The following is a 19,855-nucleotide window of genomic DNA, read 5'->3' as shown; positions in this document are numbered from 1 at the left end:
ATATGTCGGGATATTCAGATAACATAATTCGCAATGCCAGTGGATTAGTACCAATGGTTATTGAACAAACTTCACGTGGTGAGCGTTCTTATGACATTTACTCACGATTATTGAAAGAGCGTATTATCTTTCTGTTGGGTGAAGTTGAAGATCATATGGCTAATTTAGTGGTTGCTCAATTGCTGTTCCTTGAGTCTGAAAACCCTGAAAAAGACATTTCTCTCTACATTAATTCTCCTGGTGGTGTAGTAACAGCTGGTTTAGCAATTTACGACACCATGCAGTTTATTAAGCCTGATGTTAGCACTTTATGTATCGGTCAAGCTGCAAGTGCTGCAGCTTTACTGCTTTGTGCTGGTGCGGATGGCAAGAGATTCTGTCTACCAAATTCACGTGTAATGATTCACCAACCTTTAGGTGGATATCGAGGTCAGGCCACTGATATCGAGATTCATGCTCGTGAAACCTTAGCCGTAAGAGAGCGTTTAAATAACATTATGGCGCAGCACACTAAAAAGACTCCTGATCAAATTATGCGTGATACAGAGCGTGATAATTTTATGAGTGCTACGCAAGCGGCTGAATATGGTCTTATCGATAAAGTACTTTACGATAGAGAAATAACAAATAATTCAGCTGAGCAGTTGTAATTCTCACTTGTCGCCCCAATATGCATTGAGATCTCTTGATTTTAGCTTTTTAAATCAAGCTTTAAACCAGAGATTGATGTGTCATTGCGGGGTTCAAAATAAATTAGTTCTTAATTTGTAGTGGCATATCTTTTTCTGATTGACTAATATTTTACATGTGTTACCTATTTCCCGGTAATGGCTGTAAGAAGGGGTTGGATATGAGTAAATCCAGTAATGGAAGTGGTGATAAGGTTCTTTATTGTTCTTTTTGTGGAAAAAGCCAGCATGAAGTAAAAAAATTAATTGCTGGTCCTTCTGTATTTGTGTGTGATGAATGCGTTGAATTATGTAACGACATTATTCGTGAAGAAACACACGAAGCTCATGAAGAAGCAGAAGTGCGTTTACCCTCACCAAAAGAGATTTCAAAATTCCTTGATGAATATGTCATCGGTCAGCCACATGCCAAAAAAGTGTTGTCTGTTGCCGTGTATAATCATTACAAGCGATTGCAGCATAAAAGCGAAGATGGCGTTGAACTTGGGAAAAGTAATATCTTATTGATTGGCCCAACGGGTAGCGGTAAAACTCTTTTAGCGCAAACTCTGGCTCGAATTTTAAATGTTCCTTTTGCTATGGCTGATGCAACAACGCTAACCGAAGCAGGATATGTCGGTGAAGACGTTGAAAATATTATTCAAAAGTTATTGCAGAAATGCGATTACGATGTTGATAAAGCACAACAGGGTATTGTTTACATTGATGAAATTGATAAGATTTCACGTAAATCAGATAATCCTTCCATCACTCGAGATGTTTCTGGTGAAGGTGTGCAGCAAGCATTACTAAAACTGATCGAAGGAACGATTGCTTCTGTTCCACCACAAGGTGGTCGTAAGCATCCGCAACAAGAATTCTTGCAAGTAGATACTTCAAACATTCTATTTATTTGCGGTGGTGCATTTGCTGGTCTAGATAGAGTAATCAGAGAACGTAGCGATAAATCAGGTATTGGTTTTTCGGCCCAGCTGAAAAATAAAAAAGATACTAGTGATGAAGTATCGAAGGTATTACACCAATTAGAATCTGATGACTTGATTAAGTATGGTTTGATTCCTGAGTTTGTTGGTAGATTACCTGTAGTAACTACACTACAAGAACTGGACCAAGCTGCACTTATTGATATTCTTACTAATCCTAAGAATGCACTTACCAAACAGTTCCAGTCACTTTTCAAAATGGAAGAAGTTGAACTAGAATTTAGAGAAGAGGCTTTGGTTGCGATTGCGAAGAAAGCTCTGGAACGAAAAATGGGTGCTCGCGGTTTACGTGCAATACTTGAAAATATTCTTTTAGACACCATGTATGAATTACCCTCTCTTGAAGGAGTAAATAAAGTTGTAATTGACGAAGGTGCCGTAAACAATTCGTCAAAGCCTATACTTATTTATGAACATGATGAGATGAAAAGTGCAGCAGGTGGTAAAGAATAGCTAATTAATTTTGCGACTATTCTCTATGTTAGTCTCTGCGCCTTTATCTACTTGCTGGTTCAGAGACTTAAAACGTTGAATAGTTGCATATGTCCTTTTTTATTCAATCAATTAAGTCTTTTAAACTAGTAGCTGATAGGGCGCTTGAATCTAATTTAGTTAAATTGTCATATTAATTTCCCATTCTTATTAAGTACTTTGTTCATTTCCTCAAATACCGTTATACTCAGTTAAAGAGCAGTAAAAATTTGTTGTAAAATTATAACTATAGCTTTTGTTTGAATAAGGGTTCGTTATGTCTATTGAAAATAAAGTGACGCCTAATGAGACTGAAAATGTGTCTATGATTCCAGTGCTGCCACTGAGGGATGTGGTGGTTTATCCTCATATGGTTATTCCCCTTTTTGTTGGCCGAGGAAAATCAATTAAAGCCCTTGAAGCCGCTATGGTTGATAGCAAGCAAATTTTTTTAGTCGCGCAGAAAAAATCATCTAATGATGATCCTTCTCCAGAAGATATTTACCATGTAGGTACTTTATCCAGTGTGTTGCAGTTACTTAAGTTACCTGATGGTACTGTAAAAGTTCTGGTAGAAGGTGAGCAACGTGCGCGAGTTAAAGGATATAGCCAGGAAAAAGGATACCTTGAGGCTTCTCTGGAAGTTATGGATGAAGTAAATGTTGCCGTACAAGAGCCTGAAGTTGGCATCTTAATGCGCTCTTTAATGTCACAATTTGAGCAGTACATTAAATTGAACAAAAAGATTCCTCCTGAGGTATTATCACCTTTAGCTGGAATAGAGGAACCTGGTCGTCTGGCGGATACTATTGCCGCACATTTAACTTTGAAAGTTGATGATAAACAAGAATTATTAGAAACCTTAGATGTGGGCACACGCCTTGAACGTCTAATGTCAGCTATTGAAACTGAAATTGACTTATTGCACGTTGAAAAGCGTGTACGTGGCCGTGTAAAACGCCAAATGGAAAAAAGTCAGCGTGAGTATTACCTGAATGAACAAATGAAAGCCATTCAAAAAGAATTGGGTGAGCTTGGTGAAGAAGGTAATGAAATCGAGCAGCTTGAAAAATCTATTGATAAAGCGGGCATGCCTAAAGAAGCCAAAGAAAAAGCAATGGCTGAACTTCATAAATTAAAAATGATGTCCCCTATGTCTGCTGAAGCAACAGTCATTCGTAATTACCTTGACTGGATGCTTATGGTTCCATGGAAAAAGAAAAGTAAGATTCAATTTGATTTGCTTAAAGCAGAAAAACTATTAGATAAAGAGCATCACGGTCTAGAACGCGTGAAAGAACGCATTATCGAATATCTGGCAGTTCAACAACGAGTAAAACGTTTGAAAGGACCAATTTTATGTTTAGTTGGACCTCCAGGGGTTGGTAAAACTTCCTTAGGACAATCGATTGCGAATGCCACAGGCCGTACGTTCATTCGTATCGCTTTAGGTGGTGTGCGCGATGAAGCGGAGATTCGTGGTCATCGTAGAACCTATATTGGATCAATGCCTGGGAAAATAATTCAAAAATTATGTAAGGCTGGAGTTAAAAACCCATTAATTATGCTTGATGAGGTAGATAAGATGGCTATGGACTTCCGTGGCGATCCCGCTTCTGCATTACTTGAGGTATTAGATCCAGAGCAAAACCATACGTTTAGCGATCATTATCTTGAAGTTGATTATGATTTAAGTGATGTAATGTTTATTGCAACAGCAAACTCATTAGAAATTCCTGCGCCTTTATTAGATAGAATGGAAGTTATTCGTTTGGCAGGTTATACCGAAGATGAAAAAGTTAGTATTTCAGAACAGTATTTAGTACCCAAGCAGATTAGTCTTAACGGTTTAAGTAACGATGAGATTCATATCAGCGAAGGAGCTATTCGCGAAGTCATTCGTCACTATACACGTGAAGCGGGTGTTCGTAATCTGGAGCGAGATATTGCTAGTGTTTGTCGAAAGGTCGTAAAAGAGATTTTATCAAACAAGAAAAAAGCTAAGCGATTAACTGTTACCGTAAATAATATTGAAAAATATTTAGGGGTTAAGAAATACAGATATGGTCTTGCTGAAGAGTTTGATCAAATTGGCCAAGTAACAGGTTTAGCTTGGACGAGTGTAGGAGGGGAGTTGCTGACGATTGAATCTTCTATGATGCCTGGTAAAGGTAAGGTGATCCATACGGGGCAACTGGGTGAGGTAATGCAAGAATCAATACACGCAGCAATGACTGTCGTACGTAGTCGCGCTAAAAAGTTACAGCTTGCTGATGATTTCTTTGAAAAGAATGACTTCCACGTGCATGTTCCTGAAGGAGCAACACCAAAGGATGGTCCAAGTGCTGGTATCGGTATGTGTACTGTGTTGGTATCTGTAGTTACGCAAATTCCTGTTAAGGCTGACGTTGCTATGACAGGGGAAATTACTTTGCGTGGACAAGTATTACCGATCGGCGGACTCAAAGAGAAGTTATTAGCTGCTCATCGGGGTGGAATTAAGCATGTAATTATCCCCGAAGAGAATGTAAAAGATCTGGAAGAGATCCCTGATAATGTGTTGCGTAAGCTAACAATACACCCTGTGAAGACCATTGAGCAGGTGTTAGAACTGGCTTTACAACGCAGTCCTTGGCTAGATAGTCCAGATAATATACAGACTGCCGTTTTAGCGGGTAAAAAATCAAAAAAAATTAAAAATAATGATTTACATACCCATTAATTAAAGGTATATTTCCTTTCGTGGCCCGCTACTGGCGGGCGTTGCAAGGATGTAACTACTTGACTGGTTAATTTGATTAAGTTTAAGTTAGGTTAACTTGGAGTATGGAAGATTAACTGTATAGGGGAAGCAATGAATAAGAGCGAATTAGTTGATGCTTTAGCAAGTGGTTCTGGTTTAACTAAGGCAGATGCAAGCAGAGTGCTTGAAACTTTTACTAGCACTATTACTGATGCCTTAAAGAGCGGTGACCAAGTAGTAATACCTGGATTTGGCTCGTTCTCTACTGGTAACCGTTCTGCGCGTACTGGCAGAAACCCACAAACTGGGAAGATCATTGAGATCAAAGCGTCAAGAGTAGCTAAATTTAAAGCAGGCAAAAACCTGAAAGAAGCGGTTCAAGAAGCTTAAAGATTTGGGGTGCTTAGCTCAGCTGGGAGAGCATCGCCCTTACAAGGCGAGGGTCGTAGGTTCGATCCCTACAGCACCCACCATAATTTGGAGCGGTAGTTCAGTTGGTTAGAATACCGGCCTGTCACGCCGGGGGTCGCGGGTTCGAGCCCCGTCCGCTCCGCCATATTATTAAAACGCGCTCAAAAAGGCGCGTTTTTTATTATAAGTGAGAGCACCAAGTTTTGCAGAGCAAAATTGGTGAGTAGTAAAGCGAAATTTATAACAATTTCGGGTGCTTAGCTCAGCTGGGAGAGCATCGCCCTTACAAGGCGAGGGTCGTAGGTTCGATCCCTACAGCACCCACCATATTGGAGCGGTAGTTCAGTTGGTTAGAATACCGGCCTGTCACGCCGGGGGTCGCGGGTTCGAGCCCCGTCCGCTCCGCCAATATCCTTAATGACCTCAATATCTGAGGTCATCATTCAAACGCAAAAAAAGTGTACCTTGGTTGCTTGAAACCAGAGTTTCATTGTTATGTTAATTTTCAGACTACAGGTAGGTCGGCTTATGGCCGGACATTTCCTCAGGTCCCTTCATGATGAGACTGGTAATTCTCATATATCCATCAGTTTTTTTCAAAAAGAAATTCTTAAAAAGACAAGGGAAAGATGTATTTAATTTTATTTGACTTGGTGATGATGAGAAATGTTGGTCCATGGGCCCGACCCGCGGTATTATTTAGGAGAGGGGGATTTGCCATCAGTCTCTGTATTACAATTTCTAATACGGCTACGATTTGACATAAGCAGATAATATATCTTGTCTTTGATAGTAATTTGATCTAATTGTGTGCTGTATGATTAACTACTTTAAGCATTCACGTTGATTTTAAAGGATGCCTCTCGGGTACAGTTATTTGTAAAATTTAGCGGTTTTTGTTTAGATTTTTGTCCGATTAGGTTACAATCCCACTTCATTAAAACTTTGTTAATACTAAATGGATCTCGGGACATGTTGCAGAAGTTAAATGAGCGCATACAAGGTGTTGTTGCTTGGCTAGTTGTCGTTTTAATCGGCATTACGTTTACTCTTTTTGGAGTTGATTACTATTTTCAATCGCATCAAACATCAAATGCGAAAGTGATTGTTAATGGTGAATCTTTAACTTATCAATCATTTGAAACAAATTACAGACGTGCTCGCGGAATGCAAGATGCGGCACATATGACTGCAGAAGATGAGAAAAAACTACAAAGCCAAGTCCTAGACCAAATGGTGGCGAACGAAGTTATGGTGCAAGCAGCGCGTAAAAATGGTTTTGACGTGAGTGCAAACCAAGCGAATGCTGCCATATTGAGTATTCCCCAATTTCAGGAAGATGGTCATTTTTCTGCTGAAAAATATCAGCAAGCACTTAGTGCTGCTTTATTCACTCAATCTAGTTTTCAAAATGAAGTAAGCCAGGGCATGTTGTTGAACCAACAACGTTTTGCTTTTATAGGTACTTCATTTGCGTTACCTGATGAAATTGAGCGTTTCGTTCGTTTGTACATGCAAAATAGAGATTATGATTATCTTGTTGTTCCTGCTTCGAGTTTTGAAAAGCAAATTAATGTTTCTGCTGATGCCATTGCTGAATATTATAAGCAACATCAAAAAGAATTTATGGCTCCAGAGCAAGTAAGTCTCGAATATGTAACTTTATCTATGAATGATATTAAGAAGCAAGTAAAGATATCAAATGACGATGTAAGCCGCTTTTATAATGAAAATCAAAACAACTATTTAACTCCAGCACAATGGCATGTTGCCCACATTTTTTTGCAATTCCAGAAGGTGTTTCTAAAGACGAACTGGATCAAATTCAGAAAAAAGCTGATGATGCGTATGCTGTATTGCAACAAGACCCTAGCCAATTCGACAAGCTCGTTGCTTCAGAATCTGATGATAAACTTTCAGTAGCTGATAAAGGCGAACTTCCTTGGATTACCGCTGGACAAAATGATTACGATAAAGTTTTATCTAATTTAACGAAGGCAGGAGAAATATCTGCTCCAGCTCAAACAAAACACGGTTTTGAAATTTTTAAATTAATTGCTTATAAGCCTGTAACAATTAAGCCGCTATCAGAAGTTGAGACAACGATTAAAGAGCAATTGATGACTGAAATGGCTCAAGCTAAATATGCCCAAGCTTTAGAGCAATTATCTGATTTAAGCTACCAATCACCAGATTCTTTGAAGCCTGTTTCTGATGCGCTCAAATTAAAAATTGAAACGACACAACCATTTTCTCGTGCCGGTGGCCAGGATAACTTAACTAAAAACCCACAAGTAATTAATGCGGCGTTTAGTCATGATGTATTAGAGCTCAGTAATAATAGTGAGCCTATTCAATTAGATAATGACTCGGTTATTGTTGCTCGTGTTAGTGAGCATACTCCTGAAAAGGAACAATCATTAGGCGAAGTACAGAAACAAATTCAGGCTACATTAACAAAGCAGGGTGCTGAAGCCAAAGCTAAAACACTTGGAATGAGTTTGCAAAACCCAGTTGATGGCAAAAAGCATGAAGAAATTCTTAGTGCCAATAAACTATCTTGGACTACTGTAGAAGAATCCGCTCGAGATAGTGATAAAGCAGATCCACAAATTAATGAATTGGCATTTAACTTATTACGACCAGAAAGCCGCGATGGTGCTGTATTGCCTAATGGTGATTATGTTGTTGTAAGACTAAAGCACATTAATGATGGAAAATTAAGTACTTTGGATAAAGAACAACAGGAAAGCCTCATTCAACAGATCGAAGCTAGTTATGGCATGATGGATTATGATTTATATGCAAAAAGTTTAATTAATCAAGCCCAAATTGAAAGACATTAGTACGAGTTCTATTTAATTTTGACTGGTATATAGATGAAAAGGGGCTGAATTTAGCCCCGGTCAAAAGCAAGGGACTGCTGAATAAGGGATGCAATAAAATGCAAATAAGCCCTGAGTTAAATGGGATTAGTGCTACTTAATTTTAGGAGTAGCTATGACAAATATACGTAAATTTACTGATCATAAGTTGATGCTATTTTATGGTAATGTCTTACAGCATTATAAGGATTATCTAGGCCAAACAGGCACGCTAAAAGACGTAACATCAATTTATAATGAAATGTTCCTCGCAGTACAATATTCCCTTGAATCGCCTGATGGTAGTTTTTTCCGGTTAGAGGCTGCTGAAAAAGCCAAAGTTTACAAGTCTTTTAATGCTATTTTTTACGCATTACCTATTTATAAAGACCTTTCTGATCTCGAGAAACAAAATTTTAAACCAGAACTTCCCACGTTTAACGTTAAAATTGAATTGGTACACAACCATCATTATCATCGCTATGATCATCGTGATTCCTTGTTATTTGATTGGATGATGCTAAGTGCAATTACTCATGACTGTCATGGGCATCACTATCCTCATGGCGGATTCCCTCATGGTGGGTACCCTGGTCATCATGGCCATGGTGGAGGTTGTTTTGATACTGATTCAGAAACACTGGCGGCATTAGCATTATTACTGATGGCGGCAATTGCTGCTGTATTAGCCAGTGTCGCTGCATATTATATGCTTAATCATTTTTTAGAAGGCGCTGAGCGTTTTTACTACAATGAAGGTTGGTTAAAGGCTGCATTGGTAATGGCTAATTCCATTGCTTTTGGTGCGGGCTCTACTATTCTTACTTGGGCATTTGCTGCTGCTCCTTTGACAAGTTTGGCAATTATGGCGGGCTTTAGCCCTGCTGCGGTGGTTATAACTGGCGCTGTTCTGCTCAGCACTATTGGTGCGGGTATCGGCGCATTTGTAATGAATCTCTTATATAGTCCTTTGCAAAAAGATCAAAATGCTATGGATCCCAAAGATCCACTTCGTTTTAGACTAACAGCTAATGAAGAACATAACTTAGCTAACAATGGCATTGATCCTTCTATGGTGAAAATAGCGATAGTAGCGCTTCGTGCAGAAATTGCTAAGCATTTAAATAGTAAAGATGCTGATGTTCCAATGTTCTTTTCGCGGAAAGATAAGAGCATGGCTAAAGTTAATGAGTGTCTGCAACAGGTTAGAGAGCTACGTAGTGGCAATCGAGCCAGTATTCAGGTGGGAGACTTGTTTTTTGATTGCGAGTTAAAAACTCTATATTACTTGCCACCCCAAGTCTATGCATATGTTCCTGTGGTAGAACAACGTTTCGTTTCACCGCCGCCACAAGATTATTTTATGGGACAGCAGCAAAATCCTATGATGTCGCAGGGCTTTGATGCGGGTGGATATGTGGGAGAATATCAAACTAATGTTCTACATCCAACAGCGCCATTGATGGATGATTTGCCTCCTCCCTCATATGAAAGTACTCGTACATATCAATAGGGGATAGTTTTTTGGTACGTAAGCTGGGCTGCTGAAGGGCCCAGCAAACATCTCCTCAATACTGGGCTTTTCAGCCCAGTTTAAGTTCGTATATGGTTTAGTTAAAAATTTTCCAATTTCCAAACATAATATGCTGGAGTTTCATAAGGATGTGCTTTTTTTAAGGCAGCAATCACTTCATGAATGCACTCATGAACACAAACCATCTCAACTTTATATTCGGATACTTTTTCTATTTCATTGGTTTCGCCAATAAATGGGTTACTTCCCTGCAAAGGCATAAACTGGCCTTCGCCTAAGATTTCCCATGCGCAATGAGAATAATTGCCCAGATTACCTGCACCCGCGTTAAAAACAGCCTCTTTAACACTATTTAAATGGGATATAGGGACATAGAAACATAGTTTGTACATGACACGAGCTTCCTATCTTTATGTTGAAAATAATTATAGCCGATTGCATGCAACCGGGAAGTTATGAAGTGCCACGAATTCTTTAAGTAAGTGTATTCGTTCCATCAAACGGTTCTATAGACGTTTCATCTTTCAAGTTATGAATTTCTTTACGTAATACCATTGTTGGGTTAAACAAGGTTTCAGCCTTTTTAGAGCTAAAAACAATGGCCAAATGATAAATAATTTCATCAATTAGTCGTTTAAATACATTACTCTGATTGGATTGTATTGTTTGTTTTATCTCTTTGTCGCGATAGCTATCCTTAAAGGCATTTAATTTTTCAAATGGAGACTGAGCTTCATTGGTACAACTAATGGTTCTTTGCAGTGTTTGAATGGCATCATAACTTTTAGCCACGGCAAATAAAGCAGGGCTTGGATTTTCTAGTTCTTTATTGAGTACTTGCATAACAATATGGGCTGCATCGAGAGGTTCTATAGCCATGATATCTGCATCTCCGCCCATTTCGATGAGTTGAATATAACACTCATTCTGATTTTTCATTTCATCCAAAATTTGTTTGCTTAGATATTCGATGCAATCATCACAGCGAGCATTAAGATTTTCAATTATGGATAAGTACTTTTTCTCATGCTGATTTTCTTTATTCGTGTAACATTTAAAGTACTCTTTAACTTTGTCTGCATGTCCTTCATTAAGCCAGGCTAAGCACTGATTTAATGTAGATTTTGATATACCTTGTACTTTTTGTACCAGATCTTTAAGTTCAATCTGTTGATTTCTTTTAATGCAGCTGCTGATCTGACCTTCAGCAATATGGCGTAATGCTAAATTAGGAGAGGTTTTTTGGGCATAAATATTGCCTTCTTGCAGGCTCTCGATTAACTTTTCTACATTACTGTCCTCCCAACTAATTCCTGAACTTAATGGCTCATTCTCATTGGTGTCTGAATGATGAATCAGTATAATTTGTTCGGGATTATGGGACATAGCCATTTGCTCCATCACGCTTAACCCCCCACCACGAGTAACAACAATATTGCTACGAGTCATTAAAGCAGAGATTTCTTTATCACTTTGATTGTCCAAACGAACTATGCGATCTTTATATTCTGGATGTGTATTAATTAGTTCATCGATTTTGTCACTAATACTTTTATTTTTACCGCCAAATACGAATACACGTTCCATTCCACATTTTAGCAGGGGGGTAATATATTTTACTGTATCAGCACTGGCTTGGCTTCCAAGCATAATTGAGGCAATTTGTTCTTCAGGGGCAATACTGTAGGGGAGGACTTCTTTTTGAAAGTTCAGTGTCACTTGTTGATCGAATTTGTCACTGTTATCATAGGATGGGTCTTTAAATGCAACGCGAACCATGGGGTTTCTGCTCGCTGGTACATTATAGATTTTATTAAAATGATTACCTTGCGGGAAGAAATGCTGAATGACCTCATCGGCCATGCCTACGCCATATAGTCTCATTTGACGTTGCTGGATTGGAGTTAAGGTGGCAAGAACATTAAAAAAATGTACTGCTCCTAAAGTGGGGATATCAGTAAGGTATTGATTTATCACAATATGGTTTTCTTCGTGGCGGCTGGCATTATAGTCCTTAACCACATCACATAATGCTGGTAGAGCCATAGCTTGGGTACTAATGATTTCAGTATAGGGGGCGCCTATCGCTTCTGCCTCGTGTAATTTCTTCATGAAATAATCATAAACAATTTGATAATTGAATGTATCGCTCACATATTGGAGTGCAATTAATTTTTTCAGAGCTTTGGTTTTTTCATTACGCTGTAATATGTTCCAGACCGCCGCACTTTCATAACCTTCAGGATATACATCAAGTAGCATGTCAATATAAGGACGTGAGCCATTGAGTTGTTCTTTTTTACTGAGGTTTCTAATCTCTTCATCTAATGCCTCGGCATGAGGTAATAGAGGAATAGGGGTTAATTCAATTATTTTTTGAAGCGGTTTCCCTACACCATAAGCATGCATGATGTTGGCACCGGTATGGATGGATGCAGTCGCAGGTCTGTGTTCTGCTAAGACCGGTGTATACGATGGAAGTTCAAGAGTATCCGAAAAATAGGTTGTTTTAAGTGATTGCTCAATACCCAATATTGCAGATATATGGCCGCCGCCTCCACTGCATCCAATCATTAAAGGTTTTTTAATTTGTTGGCTTTGATTGTCTTTAGTCAACTTGATATTATCGTGGGGTTTATTTTGGTTACTCATCGATATACCTCGGCTTTGAAAAATAGGAAGTAATGCATTATTCTTCCATATTGTATAATTTTTTTCTTAAGATTTTATTAGGATATGAATTTGTAGGCGCTATTAAAACGTAAATACTACTATCAATCCACCTTTTCAAAGGCATACAGTCAATATGTTGTGTGAAATTGAACCAAAATGGGATGTTGATGATAAGGTAATCATTGTGCTGGCAGGGGGTAATCTTCGTTTCCCTCAACAGTCATAGCTTTGATGTTGCCGCAAGGTAAACTAAGGCTATAATTGATATTGAAATTTTTTATTATTTAATGGTTTTGATTTTATAATAAGAAGGGTAAGGTAGTTGGCGGAGAGACAGGGATTCGAACCCTGGGAAGGTTGCCCTTCAACGGTTTTCAAGACCGCCGCATTCGACCGCTCTGCCATCTCTCCGATAGGCGAGAATACTATCGCAACGTAAAAAGATTTGCAAATACTTTTTTGATTTCATTGCAAATTAAATCCTTATAAGAATGTTCGCAAATTAGATAGTCCTAGGTATAATGGTCCAAATTTTTTTGTTACTGTTTGTGGACGCAGCAGATATAATTCAATAGGTGTAGTTTATGAAACGAATTCAAGTGTTATTCCTGGTTGGTCTTCTGGTTTCTTTATCTTCGTGTAAGACCTGGTGGAATAAAGATGATGACGATAAAAACCCGTTTAAAGGTATGAGTGCTGAACAACTGCATGAGGAGTCGCAAAAGGCTTTACGTAAGAAAGAATACGTGAGTGCAATTAAACGATTGGAAGCAATGGAAACAATGTACCCATTTAGTGATTATACTGAAAATTCACAAATGGAGTTAATCTATGCTTATTATCAAAATGAAGATTATCCTTCTGCTGCAGCGACCGCGGAACGCTTTATTCATCTTTACCCACGTGCACGACATGTGGATTACGCATATTACATGCGCGGATTAGCAAACTTCCAACAAACGAGAGGTGTCTTTGCTAAAATCTTGCCTATGGATGAGTCTTGGCGTGACCCTGGAACTCAGACGCAAGCATACTCTGACTTTGCGGTCTTTATTCAAAAATTCCCAGAAAGCAAATATCGCGCGAATGCACTACAGCGTATGATCTATTTACGTAATATGTTTGCTCAAAAAGAATTAAACATTTCTAAGTTTTATTTTAAACGTAAGATGTATGTTGCTGCTATTGAGCGAGCGAGTTATTTAGTAAAGAACTACCCTCAAGCTCCAAGTGCACAAGAAGCATTAGTCGTGATGTATGAATCTAATGTTGCTTTGGGGTTAACTAGCGCAGCTGAAGAAGCTAAGAAAGTTTATCAAGCGACTTATCAAACAACAAATATGAAAAAAATCACTTATTAATATAAAAAGATGTAGCCTGGTTGCTTGCAACCAGGTTTTCCTACCATATAATCTTACAAAAACTTAAATAAGATCTTTGTTTTACAACCGCATAATCCTCTGATTTTCTTCTGAAGTATCTGACTCGTCCGTTTTGTGTTGTTTATGAGCTATAGTCTCTCTTTTTTCTTCCGCATATTCTACCGCTTCAGTACTCGGCTTTCTTTTTTTATTTGCAGAGTACAATTGTACTACTTGAGCATACATTTGTGACAAATTTCTTAATACGGTTTCTTCAAGAGACGAAGTGGTTGGCTCATTAAGTTCTTTAATTTCGTCTTTTTTGTCATTTTAAAAAAACGAAAAAGCAGCCATTTGACTGATATAGAGACTGCTAATAAGTGTTACATAAAAAAGATTATTAAATAGTCGCGGTGGTTAATATTTGGTTAATGTTTATGTTGTAGCATAACGCGTATGAGCATTAATTAAGGTACCTAAATGTTTACTAAATTATCAAAATCACCAATGTCATCAAAAAGAACAATAAAATTAGGTGGTAATACAACTATTGTTCGCTTCTATTCTCATGATTGGAAAAAACATAATGAAGGTTCTTGTTCTCTCGAAACAGTACTTCTTTTGGGTAAACAATTATATCCGGATATATTCCAAAAAACTTCGGTCGAATTTACAGCCTTAAAAAATGCGGTTCAAACGAAAGAGGAATTAGTATATCTACTGAAAGGCTTTGGGCGCTATCAACATCATCAGGGTAAATCCATAACGGATCTGATGGTTTTTGAAATGGAACGACGTTCCTTACAAATAACAGGAGCATTAATTCCACTCTTACTAAAAACGCCACCCAAGAATAATGATTTTGGTCAATTTGTGCGTGATTTTCATTTACAGTATATCTCTAGAGAACTTCCTAATATAGACATGTCAATTGAGCGGGGAAAATATTTGAACAGGGTCTATACATTTGTAAATGAAAGCCAATCCAGTAAAGAAAATGCATTGATAGTAAAATATTTTAATCAGTGCAAAGAGATACTTATCAAGCGTAGGGAAGAAAAAATAATTGATTTATCAGATTCGGAACTCACTGAACTGGCTTTATGTCATGTGGCAGATGAATTGCTTAAAGAGGAAATCGATAGACAGCTTCATAGTATTACTGAGGTAAAAGTTGATTCTCTTATTCAAAAAGGTGAATTTGAGTCATTACCTTTAGTTTCTGCAATCGAAGCGAATACGTTTATTGGTATGCCAGAACAACCTGCCATAACCTATCCTGATCGATTTACGGTCTTGATGGCCGGAGGGCCGGGAAGTGGTAAATCAATTTCAACAGAAAGCTTTGCATTGCAATTAGAGCAAACAACCGGATATGGACTAGATGAGTTGGCTCTACTTACTGTTGATAGAAAACGAACAATTTATTATGACGATGAGTGTGTCAAAGAAACACATAAAAAACATATTGGTACTTTAACCCATGATGAAGCAGTGTTGACTTATAATATGAGTGGACGATTCTTGATGCACCGTCTGGATGCTGGTAAAAAAGTACCGAATGTTTTTAAAGAAATGTGTAACATCTGGCCGAGTTGGCTTGATATCGGATTAAAAAAGGATGGCACTTATTTAATAACTGTTTCAACAAGAAAACCTGAAAATGCTGTGGATGGAGTTATTGCCAGAGGTATTGCTAATAATGATTTTGTTACTCCGCCTGAGTATGTATTAGATTCATATCGTAGTGTTAGTGAGCGCTTCCCCTTGGTTGTGCAAGAGAATCAGTCAAAAAAGGTAATCATTAATGTGATTAATACTGAACTTGCTATCGCAAAGAAATTTAGCAATGAACCCGTGCTGGAGTCTGAGAGCAGTCAACCATCGGTAGTTGTCGATTGTGAGGCGAACACCCTTTACATCGTGAATTTGTTGGAATATGTAGATTTCTTGAATCAAAGCCAGCTTAATAGCAAAGCAAATAATGCTCAAGAACTACATAAGAATGCAGATATTTCAATTGCAAGCAGCATCAATAGAGTCATTGATCCCAAGAAATTTGGTGCTACTAAAATAGCTTTTGTGCGACAGGGTATTCACTCAACAGCGATTGAGCACTTGGAGGAAAATATAGTAGCCATTGTTCAATATGGCGAACTGGAGATTTATGATGAGGAGCAGTTCGAGCGGTTATGCTCAAAGGCTCCCGAGCATTTTGAGGCATTAGAAATGTTAACAGATCATAAAGCTTCAATATCGTACACCAAGTAGCTATAAGCAAGAAAACCAAGGATGGTTTCTTATTTTTTTAGCATAGGTGCTGGCGGCACATCACATGATGAAGTATTTTCAAGCTCATTCACAATAATTTGAGCTGATGGACTTAATTTTATCTCAGGGCTGCTTGGTTTATTTAAAGTCCAATTTATTTGCTTAAATCTTGACGCTACAGTTTTGGGTATTTCTTTCCCGAGGGACGAGGGAGGTAGCATTTTGAAGAACATAATGAACAATCCTTTTTTTAGGTAAAAAACAGTATAGAAAACGTTATTCGTAATCGCAGCTTAAAATGGCGATATAAATTTTTCATCCAGATTTATTTACCATCAACATATGCATTGAGGTGAGCTTATGCACATTTTATCCTGATGGAGTGGCTTATTATTATACTATTGGTGTCTTTCGTCCAGTTCTTTTTGTTTTACTACCATATTTTTATTCAGGAGTGATTTAATAAAACGCTGGTATTAGCTTAGCTCTTCTTGTTATTTTCTGGATTTAAATCATCTTTATTGGGAATAGGATTTTTATCCAGCTCATTCGCAATGATTCGTGTATTTTTGTTGAGTGATTGTATTTGATCTTTATCAGAGCTTATATTCCAATTAATCGATTTACTAAAGTTTTTGCGTATTTTATGAGACATTTTAAACCTCCGTTTTATTCATAATGGAATATGCTACTTTACAGTAAGCATTTTTTATTATACGCCTGATCTAAAATAGATCTCCTTGTTTATTTTATCACAATAAATGTGCAAGGTGTTTATGGTGAATTCAAATTGACTCATTTATTTTTTTAAATCAACACTCAATGTGTGTCATTGCAAGCGCAGCGAAACAACTCAGGGTTTCGTGCTGTTAGAAAGTCTGGCTTGCCTCGTCACTACGTTTCTTGCAATTGATAAAGGTATAACATCGTGAATGTATTTTTTATGATAGGGTATTAAAAAGTGAATTTGATACCAATCATTACGCCGGTTTGTTCTTGTTCGATAATAGAGAGGACCTGGTTGCGCACGCAACCAGGTTAGGATAATTAGATAGCTTCTTCTAAATCAGGGGTTTTGACTTTGAAAGCAGCTAAAAGATCGTTTGTTAATTCGCGTAATTCGCCAGATAGCAGGGTCAGTGCGGCATCTCGTTGTTGTAATTCTTCATCTAGCGCTTTAATTTCATTGAAATCGTCAACTAGATAATCAAGACTCTTCAATTTCTTAAAGGTGAAATCATGGGTTAAGGTAAATTGAATGCGCTCTTTCCAAATTAATGAAATTTCGGAAGTAACCATGCCTTGTTCAAGCAAGGTCAAAATTTCATCTGCAGGTAACTCATAGCCTTTGCAATGAATTCGTTTCTTTTCATTATCTAAGGAGAAGAGAACACAATCAGAAGCTAATTGGAAATTTGCAGGAAGGGTAGCAGGGGCTTGAATCCATTCTGCAAAACGTACAGCCAGGTTCTCAGTAAGCGTGATTGGATCAATGCTAATACCTGGTACTGATTTACGTAGTAACGAGGTTAACTGTGATGCTTGGTTATTGCTGGAGGCATTAATAATAATGCGCTTACTAGCCGCATCCAGAATAGCCAGTAATCTTTTTTGAATACAAAATGATTTAGGAAGTAATTCAAATTCAATATCTTCCGCCATTTGTGCTTTTTCGGCACGCTTCACCATACGGCCATGCTGGTTTTCAAGTACTTGTACTCGTTCCGCAAGCATTTTATTAACTACACCGCGGGGGAGCAATCGCTCTTCTTTGCCCATACATATAAGTGAGGTGCCAGCAACTTCCTGAACTAATTCGTCAGAAAATACTGGACTCCAACCATAAATAAACCGTGCGTGCGGTGGGCAGGGCTTGAGAATATTTTCAACTAAGGACGCCTCTAAAACGCTCGCGTCATCAAGCTCAAATTGATAAATAAGTGCGTTATTAAACCACATGAACAACTCCTGATTTACATAATATAATAAGTGCCAATTGCTATGGTCCTATTATACGGAAGTTTATAGAATTCGATATTTAAATTGGCAGAATAATTTCGAATTAAGAACGCAAATAACTTTTCTTGCCAGAAAAAAGTTAATGATTTCTTGCTTTTTGAAGCTAAAATATTTGGAATTTCAACCATATAGGTTGCTCGGTCTTTATTAAACTTGAACGGCAAAATATTTTTATCAGAAGCCCGTTCTAGAGCACGCGGAATGGAAACGGTTTCCATAAATCCATAATGCAAGGTTAAGCGATAGACTCGTTCATCCAGACAGGTTACTTCATAGCGTTGGCTGTAATGTACATACGGAATATTATCCACGACATAATTTACAATGAGCACATGCTCTGGAACGGAGCGGCTGAGTTTTAGAAAATGCAAAAAGCTGCCACCACTTTTATCATAGACATCGGTAACGAAAACCGCAGTTAAATTATGTAGTTGGTTTAAATTTTTATAGTGCAACTGCTTTAAAATTCCAGAAATATCCTCTTTATTCATATAGAAATTGCAACGTAGATATTCCAGTCCATATTTCCAGGTATACATGATGGTGGCTAATATAAAGGCAAGGGTTACGGGTACCCAGCCACCTGTTAAAAACTTATGGGAGTTCGAGCCTAGGAAGGCGAAATCGACAATAAGAAATAAACCAAAGATCATCGCCGTTTTGGTTTTTGACCATTGCCAAATGGAAATCGCGGTGTATGCGACCATAAAATCAACCATGAGCATATAGGCATTCACGGCTATTCCATAGGCATGCGCCATTTTATCTGAGGTTTGGAAGGTAAAAGAAAGGGCTATTGTGCCTATGAACAAGATAAAATTGATTTGCGGAACATAAATTTGTCCTGAATATTCTTTCGAGGTTTGTACTATCGGTATTCTTGGGCATAGGCCTAATAAAACGGCCTGTTTGGTTAAGGAAAACGTTGCAGAGATTACGGCCTGAGAGGCAATGATGGTAGCAATAGTTGCCAGAATAATTAATGGCAAATAAAACCAGCTTGGTGCAATCATATAAAATGGGTTGCTAATGGCTTCTGGATGTAGGAGTAAATTAGCGCCTTGACCAAAATAGTTTAATACCAGGCAGGGTAGAACAAGGAAAAACCAGCTGGTACGAATAGGATTCTTTCCAAAATGGCCAATGTCTGCGTAGAGGGCTTCACCACCAGTCACAACAAGAAAAATGCCACCTAATAATAAATAGCCCTTAAAACCGGTGTCACGTAGCATTGCAATGGCATAATAAGGATTGATTGCCTTAAGCACTACTGGTGCTGAAATGATTTGAACAATACCTAGTATCGCGATGGTAAGGAACCATATGAGGGTTAATGGACCAAATAAATAACCAATACTGGCGGTGCCTTTTGATTGGATCATAAAGAGAAAAACCAGAATCACCACGGCAGTGGGTAGGATATACGGGGTAAATGAGCCGGATAAGGTGCCAAGTCCTTCTACGGCACTAATGACGGAGATGGCAGGGGTGAGCATGCCATCTCCTATGAGTAGCCCCGCACCAAACATTGCGAGGATATAAAATAGAGGGACGTATTTAGCATCTTTGTGTTTTAATAAGGCTAACAGAGCAAGGATACCGCCTTCACCCTCGTTATCGGCGCGAAAAATCATAATTAAGTACTTAAATGAAATAATAATGATTAAGCACCAAAAAATAAGCGATAAAACCCCTAAAATATTTCCTTCATTTACGCTGAGATTTTCTAAAGTAACTTTTAATGCATATAGGGGACTAGTTCCTATATCCCCGAATACAACACCTAGAGCAGCTAATGTCAGTCCATAGGAGAATTTATTTGTTTTTTCCATGAAA

13 protein-coding genes, 5 tRNA genes and 1 pseudogene are annotated in these 19,855 nt (G+C 38.1%); 12 read left to right on the top strand and 7 right to left on the bottom strand.

Going from position 1 to position 19,855, the window contains the following annotated elements:
- Positions 1-2: 2 nt before the first annotated feature.
- The 10 genes and pseudogenes from clpP to J2N86_RS10085 all read left to right on the top strand — a co-directional run bounded on the left by clpP (position 3) and on the right by J2N86_RS10085 (position 9,674).
- On the top strand, positions 3-650 hold the full coding sequence (gene clpP, locus J2N86_RS10135) for an ATP-dependent Clp endopeptidase proteolytic subunit ClpP (RefSeq protein ID WP_252579283.1): 648 nt from the start codon (positions 3-5) through the stop codon (positions 648-650).
- A 200-nt stretch (positions 651-850) separates the two neighbouring features.
- Entirely contained in the window at positions 851-2,125 is a 1,275-nt protein-coding gene (gene clpX, locus J2N86_RS10130; RefSeq protein ID WP_252579282.1) for an ATP-dependent Clp protease ATP-binding subunit ClpX, read from the top strand.
- Positions 2,126-2,420: 295 nt separating this feature from the next.
- Positions 2,421-4,865, top strand: coding sequence for an endopeptidase La (gene lon / locus J2N86_RS10125; RefSeq protein ID WP_252579280.1), 2,445 nt, complete (start codon positions 2,421-2,423; stop codon positions 4,863-4,865).
- A gap of 132 nt (positions 4,866-4,997) precedes the next feature.
- Positions 4,998-5,276: an HU family DNA-binding protein gene (locus tag J2N86_RS10120; protein ID WP_058535483.1), complete on the top strand. Its 279-nt coding sequence runs from the start codon at positions 4,998-5,000 to the stop codon at positions 5,274-5,276.
- 7 nt (positions 5,277-5,283) lie between these two features.
- Positions 5,284-5,359: transfer RNA gene (locus tag J2N86_RS10115), tRNA-Val, on the top strand.
- 6 nt (positions 5,360-5,365) lie between these two features.
- A tRNA-Asp gene (locus J2N86_RS10110) sits at positions 5,366-5,442 on the top strand.
- A 106-nt stretch (positions 5,443-5,548) separates the two neighbouring features.
- A tRNA-Val gene (locus tag J2N86_RS10105) sits at positions 5,549-5,624 on the top strand.
- A 4-nt stretch (positions 5,625-5,628) separates the two neighbouring features.
- Positions 5,629-5,705 (top strand) — tRNA-Asp (locus J2N86_RS10100).
- Between the two features lie 564 nt (positions 5,706-6,269).
- Positions 6,270-8,143 (top strand): annotated as a pseudogene (locus tag J2N86_RS16175) (SurA N-terminal domain-containing protein).
- 154 nt (positions 8,144-8,297) lie between these two features.
- Positions 8,298-9,674 carry an aromatic acid exporter family protein gene (locus J2N86_RS10085; protein ID WP_252579276.1) on the top strand — a complete coding sequence of 459 codons (1,377 nt, stop codon included), beginning with the start codon at positions 8,298-8,300 and terminating at the stop codon, positions 9,672-9,674.
- Positions 9,675-9,775: 101 nt separating this feature from the next.
- Here the strand turns inward: J2N86_RS10085 and J2N86_RS10080 are convergent, their stop codons facing one another.
- The 3 genes from J2N86_RS10080 to J2N86_RS10070 all read right to left on the bottom strand — a co-directional run bounded on the left by J2N86_RS10080 (position 9,776) and on the right by J2N86_RS10070 (position 12,779).
- Positions 9,776-10,087, bottom strand: a complete 312-nt coding sequence (locus J2N86_RS10080) for a Nif3-like dinuclear metal center hexameric protein (protein WP_252579275.1) — start codon at positions 10,085-10,087, stop codon at positions 9,776-9,778.
- 82 nt (positions 10,088-10,169) lie between these two features.
- Positions 10,170-12,347 carry a hypothetical protein gene (locus tag J2N86_RS10075; protein ID WP_252579273.1) on the bottom strand — a complete coding sequence of 726 codons (2,178 nt, stop codon included), beginning with the start codon at positions 12,345-12,347 and terminating at the stop codon, positions 10,170-10,172.
- A 344-nt stretch (positions 12,348-12,691) separates the two neighbouring features.
- Positions 12,692-12,779, bottom strand: a tRNA-Ser gene (locus tag J2N86_RS10070).
- Between the two features lie 173 nt (positions 12,780-12,952).
- Between J2N86_RS10070 and J2N86_RS10065 the strand changes: the two genes are divergently transcribed.
- Positions 12,953-13,729 (top strand): outer membrane protein assembly factor BamD, encoded by a 777-nt coding sequence (locus tag J2N86_RS10065; protein WP_252579271.1) that lies wholly within the window; start codon positions 12,953-12,955, stop codon positions 13,727-13,729.
- Between the two features lie 81 nt (positions 13,730-13,810).
- Here J2N86_RS10065 and J2N86_RS10060 read toward each other — a convergent pair whose 3' ends face one another.
- A complete protein-coding gene (locus tag J2N86_RS10060; RefSeq protein WP_252579269.1) occupies positions 13,811-13,975 on the bottom strand; it encodes a hypothetical protein in 165 nt (54 codons plus the stop codon).
- Between the two features lie 234 nt (positions 13,976-14,209).
- Between J2N86_RS10060 and J2N86_RS10055 the strand changes: the two genes are divergently transcribed.
- Positions 14,210-16,000, top strand: coding sequence for a hypothetical protein (locus tag J2N86_RS10055; RefSeq protein ID WP_252579268.1), 1,791 nt, complete (start codon positions 14,210-14,212; stop codon positions 15,998-16,000).
- A 481-nt stretch (positions 16,001-16,481) separates the two neighbouring features.
- Here J2N86_RS10055 and J2N86_RS10050 read toward each other — a convergent pair whose 3' ends face one another.
- The 3 genes from J2N86_RS10050 to J2N86_RS10040 form a co-directional block, all read right to left on the bottom strand.
- Positions 16,482-16,655 carry a hypothetical protein gene (locus tag J2N86_RS10050; protein WP_252579267.1) on the bottom strand — a complete coding sequence of 58 codons (174 nt, stop codon included), beginning with the start codon at positions 16,653-16,655 and terminating at the stop codon, positions 16,482-16,484.
- Between the two features lie 392 nt (positions 16,656-17,047).
- Entirely contained in the window at positions 17,048-17,959 is a 912-nt protein-coding gene (locus tag J2N86_RS10045; RefSeq protein ID WP_252579266.1) for a recombination-associated protein RdgC, read from the bottom strand.
- Positions 17,960-17,973: 14 nt separating this feature from the next.
- Positions 17,974-19,851, bottom strand: a complete 1,878-nt coding sequence (locus J2N86_RS10040) for a potassium transporter Kup (protein WP_252579265.1) — start codon at positions 19,849-19,851, stop codon at positions 17,974-17,976.
- Positions 19,852-19,855 lie beyond the last annotated feature (4 nt).

Source organism: Legionella lytica, from assembly GCF_023921225.1.
In the GTDB taxonomy this organism is placed as follows: domain Bacteria; phylum Pseudomonadota; class Gammaproteobacteria; order Legionellales; family Legionellaceae; genus Legionella; species Legionella lytica.
Note: the sequence above shows the minus strand (reverse complement) of the source record. Positions and strands in the feature narration are given on the sequence as shown.

Excerpts from the sequence above, each read along its gene's own strand:
- clpX (WP_252579282.1), top strand. The coding sequence starts at position 851 with ATGAGTAAATCCAGTAATGGAAGTGGTGATAAGGTTCTTTATTGTTCT.
- J2N86_RS10120 (WP_058535483.1), top strand. The coding sequence starts at position 4,998 with ATGAATAAGAGCGAATTAGTTGATGCTTTAGCAAGTGGTTCTGGTTTA.
- J2N86_RS10080 (WP_252579275.1), bottom strand. The coding sequence starts at position 10,087 with ATGTACAAACTATGTTTCTATGTCCCTATATCCCATTTAAATAGTGTT.
- J2N86_RS10050 (WP_252579267.1), bottom strand. The coding sequence starts at position 16,655 with ATGTCTCATAAAATACGCAAAAACTTTAGTAAATCGATTAATTGGAAT.
- J2N86_RS10045 (WP_252579266.1), bottom strand. The coding sequence starts at position 17,959 with ATGTGGTTTAATAACGCACTTATTTATCAATTTGAGCTTGATGACGCG.
- J2N86_RS10065 (WP_252579271.1), top strand. The coding sequence starts at position 12,953 with ATGAAACGAATTCAAGTGTTATTCCTGGTTGGTCTTCTGGTTTCTTTA.
- J2N86_RS10075 (WP_252579273.1), bottom strand. The coding sequence starts at position 12,347 with ATGAGTAACCAAAATAAACCCCACGATAATATCAAGTTGACTAAAGAC.
- J2N86_RS10085 (WP_252579276.1), top strand. The coding sequence starts at position 8,298 with ATGACAAATATACGTAAATTTACTGATCATAAGTTGATGCTATTTTAT.
- lon (WP_252579280.1), top strand. The coding sequence starts at position 2,421 with ATGTCTATTGAAAATAAAGTGACGCCTAATGAGACTGAAAATGTGTCT.
- J2N86_RS10040 (WP_252579265.1), bottom strand. The coding sequence starts at position 19,851 with ATGGAAAAAACAAATAAATTCTCCTATGGACTGACATTAGCTGCTCTA.
- J2N86_RS10055 (WP_252579268.1), top strand. The coding sequence starts at position 14,210 with ATGTTTACTAAATTATCAAAATCACCAATGTCATCAAAAAGAACAATA.
- clpP (WP_252579283.1), top strand. The coding sequence starts at position 3 with ATGTCGGGATATTCAGATAACATAATTCGCAATGCCAGTGGATTAGTA.
- J2N86_RS10060 (WP_252579269.1), bottom strand. The coding sequence starts at position 13,975 with ATGTATGCTCAAGTAGTACAATTGTACTCTGCAAATAAAAAAAGAAAG.